Source organism: Pseudomonas sp. Pc102 (assembly GCF_018408275.1).
Lineage (GTDB): Bacteria > Pseudomonadota > Gammaproteobacteria > Pseudomonadales > Pseudomonadaceae > Metapseudomonas > Metapseudomonas tohonis.
Genome location: NZ_AP021905.1, coordinates 3332437 through 3347562, shown reverse-complemented (window position 1 = coordinate 3347562; position 15126 = coordinate 3332437). Strand labels below are relative to the sequence as shown.

The 15126-nt window shown below is 68.5% G+C and carries 14 protein-coding genes; 12 read left to right on the top strand and 2 right to left on the bottom strand.

From position 1 onward, the window contains the following. Window positions 1–14: 14 nt before the first annotated feature. From PHLH3_RS15415 to PHLH3_RS15370, 10 genes are all read left to right on the top strand, one after another. On the top strand, window positions 15–1055 hold the full coding sequence (locus tag PHLH3_RS15415; RefSeq protein WP_213624689.1) for a GGDEF domain-containing protein: 1041 nt from the start codon (window positions 15–17) through the stop codon (window positions 1053–1055). A gap of 121 nt (window positions 1056–1176) precedes the next feature. Then, the gene (locus PHLH3_RS15410) at window positions 1177–2253 is read left to right on the top strand and encodes a methyl-accepting chemotaxis protein (RefSeq protein ID WP_280527430.1); all 1077 of its coding nucleotides are present in this window, start codon (window positions 1177–1179) and stop codon (window positions 2251–2253) included. Window positions 2254–2267: 14 nt separating this feature from the next. Then, window positions 2268–2633: a response regulator gene (locus tag PHLH3_RS15405; RefSeq protein WP_021221682.1), complete on the top strand. Its 366-nt coding sequence runs from the start codon at window positions 2268–2270 to the stop codon at window positions 2631–2633. A 1-nt stretch (window position 2634) separates the two neighbouring features. After that, a complete protein-coding gene (locus PHLH3_RS15400) occupies window positions 2635–2961 on the top strand; it encodes an STAS domain-containing protein (protein WP_213624687.1) in 327 nt (108 codons plus the stop codon). 13 nt (window positions 2962–2974) lie between these two features. Further along, window positions 2975–5167, top strand: a complete 2193-nt coding sequence (locus tag PHLH3_RS15395) for a chemotaxis protein CheA (protein WP_213624685.1) — start codon at window positions 2975–2977, stop codon at window positions 5165–5167. Window positions 5168–5179: 12 nt separating this feature from the next. Further along, entirely contained in the window at window positions 5180–6826 is a 1647-nt protein-coding gene (locus PHLH3_RS15390; protein ID WP_213630370.1) for a methyl-accepting chemotaxis protein, read from the top strand. Window positions 6827–6835: 9 nt separating this feature from the next. Beyond that, entirely contained in the window at window positions 6836–7345 is a 510-nt protein-coding gene (locus PHLH3_RS15385) for a chemotaxis protein CheW (RefSeq protein ID WP_228723449.1), read from the top strand. Next, complete coding sequence (locus PHLH3_RS15380; protein ID WP_173179938.1) at window positions 7345–8154, top strand: CheR family methyltransferase; 810 nt, start codon at window positions 7345–7347, stop codon at window positions 8152–8154. The genes PHLH3_RS15385 and PHLH3_RS15380 overlap by 1 nt, the downstream gene beginning before the upstream one ends. Then, a complete protein-coding gene (locus PHLH3_RS15375) occupies window positions 8151–9281 on the top strand; it encodes a chemotaxis response regulator protein-glutamate methylesterase (RefSeq protein WP_213630368.1) in 1131 nt (376 codons plus the stop codon). Before PHLH3_RS15380 ends, PHLH3_RS15375 begins: the two co-directional genes overlap by 4 nt. 175 nt (window positions 9282–9456) lie before the next feature. Continuing rightward, entirely contained in the window at window positions 9457–10101 is a 645-nt protein-coding gene (locus PHLH3_RS15370) for a response regulator transcription factor (RefSeq protein ID WP_213630367.1), read from the top strand. Window positions 10102–10114: 13 nt separating this feature from the next. On the opposite strand, the gene PHLH3_RS15365 is transcribed toward PHLH3_RS15370, so the two are convergent. Further along, the gene (locus PHLH3_RS15365; protein ID WP_213630365.1) at window positions 10115–10837 is read right to left on the bottom strand and encodes a tyrosine-protein phosphatase; all 723 of its coding nucleotides are present in this window, start codon (window positions 10835–10837) and stop codon (window positions 10115–10117) included. A 797-nt stretch (window positions 10838–11634) separates the two neighbouring features. On the opposite strand from PHLH3_RS15365, the gene PHLH3_RS15360 reads away from it, so the two are divergent. Then, window positions 11635–11889, top strand: a complete 255-nt coding sequence (locus PHLH3_RS15360; RefSeq protein ID WP_213630363.1) for a hypothetical protein — start codon at window positions 11635–11637, stop codon at window positions 11887–11889. 12 nt (window positions 11890–11901) lie between these two features. Here PHLH3_RS15360 and PHLH3_RS15355 read toward each other — a convergent pair whose 3' ends face one another. Continuing rightward, window positions 11902–12321 carry a hypothetical protein gene (locus PHLH3_RS15355; RefSeq protein WP_173179948.1) on the bottom strand — a complete coding sequence of 140 codons (420 nt, stop codon included), beginning with the start codon at window positions 12319–12321 and terminating at the stop codon, window positions 11902–11904. 432 nt (window positions 12322–12753) lie between these two features. On the opposite strand from PHLH3_RS15355, the gene PHLH3_RS15350 reads away from it, so the two are divergent. Then, window positions 12754–15126 carry a glucose/quinate/shikimate family membrane-bound PQQ-dependent dehydrogenase gene (locus PHLH3_RS15350; RefSeq protein ID WP_213630361.1) on the top strand — a complete coding sequence of 791 codons (2373 nt, stop codon included), beginning with the start codon at window positions 12754–12756 and terminating at the stop codon, window positions 15124–15126.

Genomic DNA, 15126 nt, shown 5'->3' with positions numbered 1-15126 from the left:
CGGATGAGCCCGCGATGCAGCAACCCCATCACAGCCCCCCCGGTCTGGAAGACGCCGACCAGCGTGCCCTGGTGCGGCTGATCTTCGCCTCCACCGCCCTGACCCTGGCCTGCTTCTCGGTGCTGCAGTTCCTCGCCGGCAACCTGCTCCTGTCCCTGCTGGAGATGACCACCGCCGCCCTGCTCGGCTGGGCCTGCCAGCGCATCCGCCACGTCCGGGTGCTCACGCCCTGGCTCTACGCCTACCTGCTGCCGACCTTCAGCTTCCTCCTCTACATCATCGTCATGCCCGGCGCCTCGCCCACCGCCTTCGTCTGGATCTACCTGGTGCCGGTGCTCTCCTACCTGCTGCTGGGCAAGCTGCGCGGCTTCCTCCTGGCCATCCCCTATCTGGTCCTGGCGGTGATCGCCTACCTGCTGCGCTTTCCGCCACAGCCCGACGCCAAGGGCCTGATCGACCTGGGCAACGCCATGCTCTGCGGCCTGCTGATCCTGGCCTTCATGCACATCTACGAGGCCCGCCGGGCGATCGCCCACGCCCAGTTGCGGCGCCTGGCGCAGAGCGACGCCCTCACCGGCGTGGCCAATCGCGCCTTCTTCCAGCAGGCCCTGGAGCAGAGCATCCGCGACGCCGAGCGCAGCGGTGCCGGCCTGGTGCTGGTGGTGCTCGACGTCGACGACTTCAAGCAGGTCAACGACCGCTGGGGCCACGACGCCGGCGACCAGGCCCTGCGCCATATCTGCCAGCGCCTGCAGCAGCGGCTGCGCTCCACCGACCTGATCGGCCGCCTGGGCGGCGAGGAGTTCGGCCTGCTGCTGGGCCAGACCACCCGCGACGACGCCACGCGCCTGGTCGAGGAACTGCGCCACGACCTGCAGCAGTCACCGCTGCAATACGGCGAGCACAGCATCCCGCTGTCCGCCACCTTCGGCCTGGCCGAATGGCGGACCGACGGCCACAGCGGCGACGAGCTCTACCGCCGCGCCGACAAGCGCCTCTACCAGGGCAAGGCCCAGGGTCGCAACCGCCTGGTGATCAGCGACTGCGTGCCCTGATCGGTCGCGCCACTGCCCGCACGGCGGGATTCCCCTAGACCGCCCTAGGGGCCACCCCGATTTCGACGACGCAGCGCACCTCCTATCGTTCCCGGTATCACTCCACTACCGGGACTTAGCCGTGCTGGCCTATTCCGTTCTCTGGTTCGCCCTCCTCCTCGGTCTCGCCGGCCTGGGGCTGGAGATGTCCTGGGTCGCGGGAGCCGGTATCGCCCTGGCCGCCGTCGCCGCCCTCCTCATGCGCCCCCGCGCACCGGTGGTGGTGGAAGCGGCGCCGACCCGCGTCGAGCCGCCGCCCACCGACTGCCAACCCCTGCTCAGCGCGGTACTGCCCGCCTGGGGCCAGAACATCGGCCAGGTGCGCGAACTGGTGAGCGGCAACGTCAGCCAGCTGTTCGGTCGCTTCGCCAGCCTGGCCCAGCGCCTCGACCAGACCCTGCAACGTTCCGAGAGCGTGATCGGCGGTGCCGGCGTCACCGACAACCTGCGCCAGGCCCAGCAACGCCTGGACGAAGTCACCACCGCCTTCCACCAGGCCACCGCCCACAAGAACGAGCTGCTGGCCACCATCGGCCACCTCAACAGCTACGCCAGCGAATTGCAGAGCATGTCCAAGCACGTCCAGGACATCGCCAGCCAGACCAACCTGCTGGCCCTCAACGCGGCCATCGAAGCGGCGCGCGCCGGTGACTACGGGCGCGGCTTCTCGGTGGTGGCGGACGAGGTGCGCAAGCTCTCCAGCCTCTCCGCCGAGACCGGCCAGCGCATGGTCGAGAAGGTCGGCGAGATCAACCAGGCGATCCGCTCCACCGTCAGCGCCGCCGAAGAGCTCTCGGCCAGCGAGGAAAGCAACCTGCGCTACCTGGACCAGGTGGCCGGCGACATCATGCAGGGCCTCAGCGCCAACCTCGACGAACTCACCGACACCTCCCGCGAGCTGCAGCGCGACGCCCGCACCACCCAGGCGGACATCCAGGAGATCGTCGTCAGCCTGCAGTTCCAGGACCGCACCGACCAGATGCTCGACCACCTGCAGAACGACCTCGAGCGCCTGCTGCAAGCCCTGCGCGACCAGGACCCGATCCTCGGCCAGCCCCAGCGCTGGCTCACCGAGCTGCGCCGGCAGTTCACCACGGACGAAGAGCGCACCGGCCGTTGCGGCCAGCCTGCGCAGAACAGCGAAGTCACCTTTTTCTGATCATTGGAGGCCCCATGGCCAAGACCATCCTGATAGTCGACGACTCCTCGTCGATGCGCCAACTGGTGAAGATGACCCTCGGCGGCGCCGGCCACCAGGTCATCGAAGCCGTCGACGGACGCGACGCCCTGACCAAGCTCAACGGGCAGAAGATCAACCTGATCATCAGCGACGTGAACATGCCCAACCTCGACGGCATCGGCCTGGTCAAGGAGATCAAGGCGCACAAGGACTACCGCTTCACCCCCATCGTCATGCTCACCACCGAGAGCGAGCAGAGCAAGAAGGCCGAGGGCCAGGCCGCCGGTGCGCGCGCCTGGATCGTCAAGCCGTTCCAGCCCCAGCAGTTGCTGGCCGCCGTCGAAAAGCTGGTGGGCTGAGATGCTCGCCATCGAGTTCGACACCGCCGCCAGCCCCGCGCGCCTCGCCCTGGGCGGCAGCCTGACCATCTACGAGGTGGCCCAGGCCCATGGCGAGCTCCTGGCCCTGCTCGCGGCCAATGCCCGGGTGGAGGCCTGGCGCCTGGACCTCGAGGCGTTGGAGGAGCTGGACAGCGCCGGTGTGCAACTGCTGCTCGGCCTGCGCCGCCAACTGGTGCTGGCCGGCAACACGGTCGAGGTGGTGAACCTGCAAGGCGCTGCGCTGGAAGTCGTCAGCCTGCTGCGCCTGGACGTGCTGCTGCCCGGCGAGCAGCCGGCAGTGGCCTGAACGGAGGCGCCCGATGCTCAATGGCGAACAGTGGAGCCAGCTGCTGCTGGGCTTCATCGAAGAGGCCCGTGACCTCGGCAAGCAGGCCGAGGAATACCTGCTGCAACTGGACCAGCAGCCCGACGACGCGGCCGCCATCAATGGTCTGTTCCGCGCCATGCACACCCTCAAGGGCTCCGCCGGCCTGTTCTCCCTCACGCCCCTGGTGAGCTTCACCCACCACTTGGAGAACCTCCTGATGGCGGTGCGCGACGGCCATCGTGCGCTCGACCCCTCGCTGGTCTCGCTGATGCTGCGCTGCCTCGACGAGATCGTCTCGATGATCGCCCTCATCGACCCGGAAACCGGTGAGCTGCCGGTGGACGAACAGCACCAGGCCGAACTGCTCGGCGCCCTCGCCGCCCACCTCGGCGCCGCCACGCCGACGCATGCGGCGCCCGGTGAAACCGAGCCGCCTGCCGATGGCGGCTCGGCGAAGGACGGTGCCTGGCACATCTCCCTGCGCTTCCATGCCGACCTGCTGCGCAACGGCTTCGACCCCATCGCCTTCGTCCAGTACCTCGGCCGCCTGGGCGAGGTGCTCCACCTGCAGGTGATCGACGACGCCCTGCCGCCGCTGGCCGAACTGGACCCGGAAAGCTGCTACCTGGGCATGGAGATCGACCTTCTCAGCAACGCCACCAAGGCCGAGATAGAGGACGTCTTCGACTTCATCCACGACTTCTGCACCCTGCGCATCCTGCCGCCCGACAGCGCGCTGGACGACTACATCCGCCTGATCCAGGCGCTGCCCGAGACCGACCAGCGCATCGGCGCCATCCTCGTCGCCAGCGGCCTGCTCACCGAGCACGAACTGGCCCAGGGCCTGGCCCTGCAGGCCGGGGCCGCCGAGCTCAAGCCGGCCCTCGGCGCAGTGCTGGTGGAGGAAGGCATCGTCGCCCCGCAGGCGGTCAACGCCGCCCTGGCCAAGCAGAAGAGCTCGCGCGAGCGCAAGGTCCAGGAAAGCAGCCAGATCCGCGTCGCCGCGCACAAGCTGGACGAGTTGATCAACCTGGTCGGCGAGCTGGTGATCAGCGCCGCCGGGGCCCAGCTGCAGGCGCAGATGCACGGCAACGCCCTGTGCCTGGAAGGCGCGCAGACGGTCAACCAGCGCGTCGAGCAGATCCGCGAGGCAGCGCTGAAGCTGCGCATGATCGAGATCGGCGACACCTTCAACCGTTTCCACCGCGTGGTGCGCGACGTCAGCCAGCAGCTGGGCAAGGACATCCGCCTGGAGATCCGCGGCGCTGACACCGAGCTGGACAAGTCGGTGATCGACAAGCTCGCCGACCCCCTCACCCACCTGGTGCGCAATGCCATCGACCACGGCATCGAATCCGCCGAGCAGCGCCTGGCCGCCGGCAAGAGCGCCGAAGGCCGGCTGAGCCTCAACGCCTTCCACGAGTCGGGGATGATCGTCATCGAGGTGGCCGACGACGGCCACGGCCTCAACACCGCGCGCATCCGCGAGAAGGCCATCGCCCGTGGCCTGATCGATGCGCAGGCTAACCTGCCCGAGCACGACATCCAGCGGCTGATCTTCGCCGCCGGCTTCTCCACCGCCGACAACGTCTCCGACCTCTCCGGGCGCGGCGTCGGCATGGACGTGGTGCGCAGCGCCATCGACGCCCTGCGCGGCAGCATCGAGATCGACTCGCGCCCGGGGCTGGGCTGCACCTTCCGCATCCGCCTGCCGCTGACCCTTGCCATCATCGACGGTTTCCTGGTGAGCCTGGGCGAAGAACACTTCGTGGTGCCGCTGGACATGGTCACCGAATGCCTGGAGCTGGAAGCCGGGCAACTGGCCGAGGCCGCCTACGGCTACCTCGACCTGCGTGGCCGGCCCCTGCCCTGTATCGACCTGGCCGCGCATTTCGAGCTGCCGGTGCAGCGTGGCAAGCGGCGCAACATCGTGGTCGTCAGCCTCGGCAGGCAGCAGGCCGGGCTGGTCGTCGACAACCTCCACGGCGAGCTGCAAACGGTGATCAAGCCGCTCGGCCTGCTGTTCCAGCACCTGGAAGGCATCAGTGGTTCCACCATCCTCGGCTCAGGGCAGGTCGCCCTGATCCTCGATATCGCCAGCCTGTTCCGCCACCTGCAAGGACGCGTCGACGCCGACGCCCGTACGCCCTCAACCCAACCGCGCCCCGACCTCGCCGGCTCGTAGGAGAACATCGCCATGCAATTCATCAGCAACCTGAAGATCGGCGTGAGGCTGATCGCCGGATTCTCCCTGGTGGTGCTCCTGACCGCCGTGGTGGGGGTCCTGGGCATCGTCAACCTGGGCAAGGTCAACGACCTTTCCGACCAGATGTACAACCGCGAGATGGCCGCCCTGGAAACCATGATGAACGCCAACCTGGACCTCATCTACATGGGCCGCCACCTGCGTAGCAACCTGCTGTCGTCTTCCCAGCAGGAACGCGACGCCACCGCCGCGCAGGTCCACGAAGCGATGAAGAACCTGCACGAGAACCTCGACAAGGCGCGCGGCAGCTTCGACAGCGAGCAGTCCCTCGCCAAGCTCGCCGCCCTCGACGCGCAACTGTCCGAATACGAGAAAATCGTGCTGCAGATGCTCGAGGCCAACAAGAACGCCCCCCTGGCGCAGAGCACCGAGGCCACCGCGCTGATGCCGCAGCTGCGCGCCCAGGGCAACGCCGCCGACGCCACCATCAGCGAGCTGGTGACCCAGAAGAAATCCCGCGCCAAGGAAGCCAACGACACCATCACCGACATCTACCTGGGTTCGCGGACCCAGATGATCGCCCTGATCCTGATCGCCGCCGTGCTCGGCTTCGCCATCGGCATCCTGGTCACCCGCTCCATCTCGCGTCCGCTGAACCGCGCCATGGGCGTGGCCAACAGCCTGGCCGAAGGCGACCTGACCGTGAACGTCGAATCCGAAAGCCGCGACGAGACCGGCCGCCTGCTGGCCTCCATGCAGCACATGACCGAGCGCCTGCGCAGCGTCATGGCCGACGTGCGCAGCGCCGCCGATTCGCTGTCCTCGGCCTCCGAGGAGGTCAGCGCCACCTCGCAATCCCTGAGCCAGGCCGCCACCGAACAGGCCGCCAGCGTCGAGGAGACCACCGCCTCGGTCGAGCAGATGTCCGCCTCCATCGCGCAGAACACCGAGAGCGCGCAGATCACCGACGGCATCGCCGGCAAGGCTGCCAACGACGCCGTTCAGGGCGGCCAGGCGGTGCGCGAGATGGTCCAGGCCATGAAGCAGATCGCCGACAAGATCGGCATCATCGATGACATCGCCTACCAGACCAACCTGCTGGCCCTCAACGCCGCCATCGAGGCCGCCCGCGCGGGCGACCACGGCAAGGGCTTCGCGGTGGTCGCCGCCGAGGTGCGCAAGCTCGCCGAACGCAGCCAGGTGGCGGCCCAGGAGATCGGTGGCGTGGCCAGCAACAGCGTGCAACTGGCCGAACAGGCCGGCGCCCTGCTCGACCAGATCGTGCCCAACATCCAGAAGACCTCCGACCTGGTGCAGGAAATCACCGCCGCGTCCCAGGAGCAGACCACCGGTGCCGCGCAGATCAACATCGCCATGGGCCAGATGAACCAGATCACCCAGCAGAACGCCTCCGCCTCCGAGGAACTGGCGGCCACCGCCGAGGAGATGAACGCCCAGGCCAGCCAGCTGCAGGAGCTGATCGGCTACTTCCGCCTGGAGAGCGGCGCCCACGCCAACAAGCTGCCCGTGGCGCGCAACGACCGTGGCCCAGGCAACGTACGCGAGCTGCGCCGCCCGGCCCCGCGCAAGCCGAACCAGCCGCTGGCCGATGAAGGCCAGTTCGTCAGCTTCAACTGAGGAGGCGGCATGAACGAAGCCAAGGCCATGGTGCCGGTGGCCCTGCCCACCAGCATCCAGCACCTGTCGTTCCGGGTGCGCCAGGCGCGCTACGCCCTGCCCATCGACCTGGTGCGCGAGATCATCGAGTACGGCCAGGTGACCACCGTACCGATGATGCCGCCCTTCATCCACGGGGTGATCAACCTGCGCGGCAACGTGGTGCCGGTGCTGGATCTGGCGGCACGCTTCGGCTTCGAGCTGAGCGTGCCGAACAAGCGCACCTGCATCGTCATCATCGAGCTGAACCTGGATGACCAGCAGCAGCGCATCGGCCTGGTGGTGGACGCCGTCGACGCGGTGCTGGACATCGAGTCCGACAAGGTCGAGCAGGCACCGCCGTTCGGCGCCGGCATCCGCACCGACTTCATCGCCGGCATGGCACGCGATGAGCGCGGCTTCACCATCATCCTCGACGTGCGCCGCGTGCTCTCGCTGGACGACATCCGCCAGCTGAGCCTCGCCCAGCAGGCCGGCTGATGCCCACCAGCCACCTGCCCAAGCTCAGCGACAGCGACTTCCGTCGCCTCCAGCAGATGATGCTGGAGGCCTCGGGGATCCGCATGGCCGAACAGAAGCGCACCCTGATGGCCGGCCGCCTGATGGGCCGCCTGCGCGCCCTGGAGCTGGACAGCTACGGCGACTACATGAAGGTGCTCGACGATCCCGCCTCCCAGGAGGAACGGCGCACCGTCATCGACCTGCTGACCACCAACGAGACCTACTTCTTCCGCGAGCCGCAGCACTTCAAGCTGCTCGGCGAATGGGTGGCCCGCCAGCGTCGCCCGCTGCACCTGTGGAGCGCCGCCAGCTCCTCCGGCCAGGAGGCCTTCAGCATGGCCATGACCCTGGCCGAGAACGCCCGCACCCAGGACTGGTCGATCTTCGCCAGCGACCTCAGCCGCCGCGTGCTGGAAAAGGCGCGCCTGGCCACCTACCCCATGGAGCAGGCGGAGAACTTCCCCACCGGCTGGCTCAAGCGCCATTGCCTCAAGGGCGTGGAGGAAAGCGAGGGGCTGTTCCGCATGAGCCAGACCCTGCGCCACCGGGTGGCCTTCGCCGAACTCAACCTGACCCGGCCGATCCCCAGGGAGATCGGCCCCTTCGACGTGATCTTCCTGCGCAACGTGCTCATCTACTTCGGCCAGGAGGAAAAGCGCGCCATGGTCGCGCGCCTGGTGGAGCGCCTGCGCCCGGACGGCCTGTTCTTCATCGGCCATGCGGAAAGCCTGCATGGCTTCAACCTGCCGCTGCGTGCAGTGCGGCCCTCGGTATTCCAACGCACATGAGCCCGCTCAGCAGACCCGCCCAGAACCCGATCAAGGTGTTCATCGTCGACGACTCCGCCCTGGTGCGGCAGGTGCTCACCGCCTGCCTGGACAACCACCCCGGCATCCAGGTCATCGGCCAGGCCGCCGACCCGCTGTTCGCCCTGGACAAGATGCGCAAGCAGTGGCCCGACGTGCTGGTCCTCGACGTCGAGATGCCGCGCATGGACGGCATCACCTTCCTGCGCAAGATCATGGCCGAGCGGCCCACGCCCTCGATCATCTGCTCGACCCTCACCGAGGCCGGCGCGGCCATCACCCTCGAAGCCCTGGCCGCCGGCGCCGTCGGTGTCTTCACCAAGGCGCGACAGGGGCTCAAGGACAGCCTGCAGCAGCTTTCGGGCGATCTCATCCGGCAGATCGAACTGGCCGCCCGCAGCCACCCCCACGCCATGCCGCGCAGCGCGCCGCCGCCACCGCCGGCCAAGGCCGCGCCGGCAGCGGCTCCGGCCGAGCCGGCGGCACGCCCCACCGGCTACGCCACCACCGACCGCGTGGTCGCCCTGGGCACCTCCACCGGCGGCACCCAGGCCCTGGAGGTGGTGCTGCGCCAGCTGCCGGTGGACTGCCCCGGCATCGTCATCGTCCAGCACATGCCGGAGAAGTTCACCGCCGCCTTCGCCCAGCGCCTGAATAGCGTGTGCGAGATCGACGTGCGCGAGGCCCGGCACATGGACCGCGTGCGCCCGGGCCTGGCCCTGGTCGCCCCCGGCGGGCACCACATGCAGCTCAAGCGCAGCGGCGCGCAATACTTCGTCGAGGTGCTCGACGGCCCCCACGTCAACCGCCACAAACCCTCGGTGGACGTGCTGTTCCGCTCCGTCGCCCGTCACGCCGGGCACAACGCCCTGGGCGTGATCATGACCGGCATGGGCGACGACGGCGCGCGCGGCCTGCTGGCCATGCGCGAGGCCGGCGCGCGTACCGTGGCCCAGGACGAGGCCAGTTGCGTGGTCTTCGGCATGCCCAAGGAAGCCCTGCGCATGGGTGCCGCTCAGAGCACCGAGCCCCTGGCCAAACTGCCGGAAGTGATCATTCGTTATGCGCGTGGCTCGAGCACGGATAAAAGCGCGGAAGCCGCCAGATAGAGGCATGCAAGGCGAAAAACGGGCCATCCTGATGCTGGCCCGGTGCTACCGTCCGTCCGGTCGATCCGGGCGAACCTTCGTGTCGGATGCTACTCCGTACCTGTAGGCCTGCACTTTTTCAGGGCAGCCTGCAATTGGAGAAATGCATGATCGACGCGTTGCGCAAGGAGCGCCCATGACCTGTCGCCTGTTGCTGGCTGACGACCACGCACTCATCCGTGTCGGCGTCCGAGCCATGGTCAATGACCTGGAGGGTTACGAAGTAGTCGGAGAAGCGGAGGACGGTGAGGAAGCCGTCTTGATGGCCGAGCGCCTGAAGCCGGACATCATCCTTCTGGATATATCCATGCACGGCGTGGACGGCCTGGAGGCCCTGCAACGCCTCGGTACGCGCGTGCCCGAGGCCCGCGTGCTGATGCTCTCGATGCACACCGACGCCGAAGTGGTCCTCTCCGCCCTGGAGAAAGGCGCCTACGGCTACCTGCTCAAGGACGCCGCCATGGTCGAGCTCGCCCTCGCCCTCAAGGCCGTCGACCGGGGCCAGCGCTACCTCAGCTCCGCCATCGCCCAGCCGGTGATCGACCAGGCCCTGGCGCGCCAGCATGGCAGCGACGATCCCGGCCTCACCCAGCGCCAGGTGGAAATCCTGCGCCTGATCAGCCGTGGCGCCTCGACCCGATCGATCGCCGACGGCCTGGGTCTCAGCGTGAAGACCGTGGAGGCCCACCGCGCGCAGATCATGAAACGCCTGGACATCCACGATGTACCCGGGCTGGTCCTCTACGCCGTGCGCAAGGGCATCATCAGCCCGGACGACTGAGGCGGCGGGCGCGTCAGGAGTCGGAACGCACCTGTTCGGCGGCCCCGCTCGCCGCCACCTCTTCATCCGGCTGCGCGCCGAAGGTGGCCCGCAACCAGCGCCCCACCTGGCACGCCGCCAGGGTCCGGGTGCTGCAGGCGCCGCTGGCCAGCGCCTGGCGCAAGCCGTCGATATCCGCGCCCTCGACATAGGCGATGGCGTCATCCATCAACCGCGCGTCGCCGAAGCCTCCGGCCTTCATCTCCGCCAGCGCATCGGCACGGCTCCAGCCCTGCACCACGGTGCGGTACATCGCCGCCATCAGACCGGTGCGGTCGCGGCCGTGCTTGCAGTGCATGAGCACCGGCCCCTGCGCCTCGGCCCGCTGCAGCACACGGAGCACACGCAGCACGTCCACGTCGTCGACCCGGTCGGCGTGCAGCGGGATGCTCACCCGTTGCACCTGCGCATCACCCAGCCAGTCGGCGTCGTCCTCCTTGATGAAGCTCACCACCGTGCGCACCCCCAGGCGCTGCAGTTGCGGCAGGTCGCCGGAATCCGGCAGCGCGCTGCGGTACAGCTGCGGGGTCATGCGGTAGAGGTTGAAGCCCCGGTCCACCGGCACCGCCCAGTCCTGCCGCGACAGCAGCGCTCCCGGCTCCGGCACCTGGGTGTTGCCCTGGGCCAGCGGCACGCACAGCGAAGCGACGGCCAGCAGGCCGGCGAAGAACAGCGAGATACGGGGTCCGGGCGTCATGGCGCGCTCCTGCAAGGTTCGCCACTACCCTCGCGCACCGCCCGTAAAGGCCAGATCAAGAAGACGTGAAAAATTTGTCGGCCGCCCCACCGGTGCAAAAGCCTGCAAGGGCGACCGCTGGGGCGATTTCATTGGCTCGGCCTACGTTAAATCTTGCTAGAAGGTTTCGAGCCCAGCTGATTGCCGAGCTTTGCTGATGGTTTCTATTTCGCCTTGACGGGCGAGTCTCTTTTGGCAGTCGTCGGGGTGCCGAACCACCCAAAAGAAACCAAAAGGGCTTGCCCCATCATCCGGCCCGACTGCGTCGTCGTTACTCGCTACGCTCGCCCTTCGGGCCGCACTGAAGTGCGTTCGCCACAAGTGGCGTCTGGGGGCCGGCGCGAAGGGCCATCCATGGCCTTGCGCGCCTCTCGCGGCATCCATGCCGCTCGTCCCCCGACGCAACGACTGCGTTCGGCCTCCTGGAGGGGCGTTTCCGCTGCTCCAACCTCTTCGCCGGAATCTTCATCGATGTGCGCATCACGCTTTGGGGGCGGAGTGGTTTACGTAGGGTGGCGTAGAGCGAAGCGAAACCCACGCGGTGGGCGTGACAGGGAGGCAAAAAATGCTCGGAAAGCACCGGACTTGAGGCCTCGAATCACGCTCACAACAGCTAACGCAGACAGAGCCACTTCAGTCACCAAGCGAAGCGCAGCATCGCCGCAGGTTGGCCAATTCGGCGGATGTCCGACAATCGCCACACCACGCCGGGCCAAGCTGTTCTAGAATCAGCCTCGAATCACGCTGCAGTCCCGCCCATGGATATCCAGAGCCGCACCCTTCTCCTGCGTTCCCTCCTCGCCCAGCTCAGCGAGGACGCCCCCCGAGATGCCAGCACCCTGGAAGGCGACCCGGCACGGGTCATGATTGGCCTGCGCGACCTCCAGGAACTGGGCCTGATCAGCGGCCAGCTGCAGCGCAGCGAGCAGAGCGACGGCCAGGGCCCGCTGCTGGCCAGCGCCACGGGCATCACCCTCACCCGCCGCGGCGCGGCCTTCAAGGCCGAGCCCTGAACCCCGCGCGCATCAGTTCGCCGAGGACAGCTCGGTGCCCTGGCTGACGTTCATCGACTCGTAGGGCCGGTTGTCGAACTGGTGGTACTTCTCCAGCCAGGCAGCATAGGCCTGGCCGTCCCCCGCATAGCGACCCGAGCTGGAATAGCGCGGCGCGTCGCCCTCCACCAGGCGGCGCTCGATCATCGCCGGGTAGGCCGGGTGCTTGCGGGTGGTGAAGAGATAGACCGAGCCGTCGCGCTCGTTCTTGATGATGGTCACCTGGTCCGACGACGAATAACGGACTTCCGGCAACGCCAGCGCCTCATCGAACGCCGCCTGCCACTGCTGCACGCTGATGGGCTCGGGGAGCGGCTGCACGGCCGGCTGTTCGTTGGCCTGGGAATCGCCCGCGCCGAACAGGCCGAGCAGCATTGCGAATAACTGGTTCATGGTCTTGCTCACCGGGAATGGGAGTCACAGAGGTTCAGAGGGACGTGGGCGGGGTCGGTTCAGGAAATTTTCGGGGGCTCGGCGCAGGGGGCGCTCGGCAGTCCGCTGGGTGGGCCGGGGCGGCTGCGCTTCCCGCGCGACGGCCAGGCCGACGCGGCGACGCGGGATGCGATAGCGACCGTGCGGGTGAGCCCGCTTCCAAGACCGTGCCTCCAGCCCGAACGCCAGCAGGATGATGAGAGGCGCATAGCTCACCCGATTCACATGACGGAATGATGACGAAGTGCCATCCGCCCCGGCACCGGGCCCTCCGTCGCGCCCGTGGCCCTGAACTATTCCCCGCACCGGGGTTCGATCTCTTCAGCGGCGCCGCGCCATCCGCGCGTGCCGAACCCCCGACCACAACCGCGAAGCCCCCATCCGGAGGACCCCATGGCCACCCTCGGCGCCCGCCCTTCCCCCCTCGCCCGCCTGCTCGCCCTGCTCCTGTCGCTGATCGGCCTCGCCCTGCTGATCGGCGGCATCCGCCTGGTCTGGGTCGGCGGCTCCTGGTACTACCCGCTGACCGGAGGGACCTTGCTGCTGACCGGCTTCCTGCTGTGGTACGGCCTCGGCTCGGCACTGCTGGTGTTCGCCGCGATGCTCATCGCCTCCACCGCCTGGGCCCTCTGGGAAGTCGGCCTGGACTGGTGGCAACTGGTCCCGCGCCTGGCCCTGTGGTTCGGCTTGGGCGTGCTGCTGTTGCTGCCCTGGACGCGGCGCGGCCTGGCCGGCGGCACCTCGCCGGCCAACGGTGGCGCGCTGCTGGTGGCGGTGCTGCTGGCCGGCGCCGTGGCGCTGCTCAGCCAGTTCACCGAACCGCACCGCCAGGAAGGCGAGATCAGCCGGGCCGACCCCGCGCCCGCCGCCGGCGAGCCACCCATGCCCGAAGGCGACTGGCAGGCCTACGGGCGCAGCAATGCCGGCGACCGCTACTCGCCCCTGGCGCAGATCACCCCGGAGAACGTCCACAAGCTGGAGCTGGCCTGGAGCTACCGCACGGGCGACCTGCCCGGCCCCGACGACCCGCAGGAGACCACCGCCGAGAACACCCCGCTCAAGGCCAACGGCATGCTCTACGTGTGCACCCCGCACAGCCAGGTGATCGCCCTGGACCCGGACAGCGGCCGCGAGGTCTGGCGCTTCGACCCGAAGATCAGCACCCAGCACGCCGACAGCTTCAAGGGCTGGGCGCACATGACCTGCCGTGGCGTCGCCTACCACCAGCAAGACACCCCCAGCGACGGCAAGCGCTGCGAGCGGCGCCTGTTCCTGCCTACCGCCGACACCCGCCTGATGGCCCTGGACGCCGATGACGGCAAGCCCTGCGAGGCGTTCGGCGACAAGGGCTCCATCGACCTCACGCGCGGCATCGGCAGCTTCACCCCGGGTGGCTACTACTCCACCTCGCCGCCGGGCGTCAGCCGCGACCTGGTGATCATCGGCGGCCACGTCACCGACAACCTCTCCGAGGACGAGCCCTCGGGCGTGATCCGCGCCTACGACGTGCGCGACGGCCACCTGGTGTGGAACTGGGATGCCGGCAACCCCGACGACACCGCCCCGCTGGCCGAGGGCCGCACCTACACCCGCAACTCGCCGAACATGTGGTCGGTGATGAGCCTGGACGAGCAGCTCGGCCTGCTCTACCTGCCCATGGGCAACCAGACCCCGGACCAGTGGGGCGGCCGCCGTACCCCCGCCTCGGAGAAATACAGCGCCGGCGTCACCGCCCTGGAGATCGCCACCGGCAAGGTGCGCTGGACCTTCCAGATGACCCACCACGACCTCTGGGACATGGACGTCGGCGGCCAGCCCACCCTGGTCGACCTGCCGCCGCAGAAGGCCGGCGATGCCCCGCGCCCGGCGCTGATCGCCTCCACCAAGCAGGGCAGCCTCTACGTGCTCGACCGGCGCACCGGCGAGCCCATCGTCCCGGTGAAGGAAACCCCCGTGCCCCAGGGCGCCGCCAAGGGCGACTTCACCGCGCCGACCCAGCCCATGTCGGCCCTCAACCTGATGCCCCCGCCCCTGCAGGAACGCGACATGTGGGGCGGCACGCCGGTCGACCAGATGCTCTGCCGCATCGCTTTCCGCTCGTTGCGCTACGAGGGCATCTACACCCCGCCCTCCGAGCAGGGCAGCCTGGTCTATCCCGGCAATTTCGGGGTCTTCGACTGGGGCGGCATCGCCGTCGACCCGGTGCGCCAGATCGCCTTCCTCAACCCCAGCTACATGGCCTTCACCTCGAAACTGATCCCCGAAGGCAACGCCGCCGATGAACCTGCGCGCAAGAGCGAGATCGAAGGCGTACAGCCGAACAAGGGCGCGCCCTACGGCGCCCTGCTCTCGCCGCTGCTCTCGCCCCTCGGCCTGCCCTGCCAGTCGCCGCCCTGGGGCTACGTCGCGGCCCTGGACCTGACCACCATGAACGTCGCCTGGAAACACAAGAACGGCACGGTGCGCGACAGCTCGCCGATTCCCATCCCGCTGCCCATGGGCGTGCCCAGCCTGGGTGGCAGCGTGATCACCGGAGGCGGCGTCGCCTTCCTCGCCGGCACGCTCGACCAGTACCTGCGCGCCTATGACGTGCGCACTGGCGAGCAGCTCTGGGAAGGCCGCCTGCCGGCCGGCGGCCAGGCCACGCCCATGAGCTACACCGGCAAGGACGGTCGCCAGTACGTGCTGATCGTCGCCGGTGGCCACGGCTCACTGCACACCCGCCAGGGCGACCATGTCCTGGCCTTCGCCCTGCCCAAGGAATGA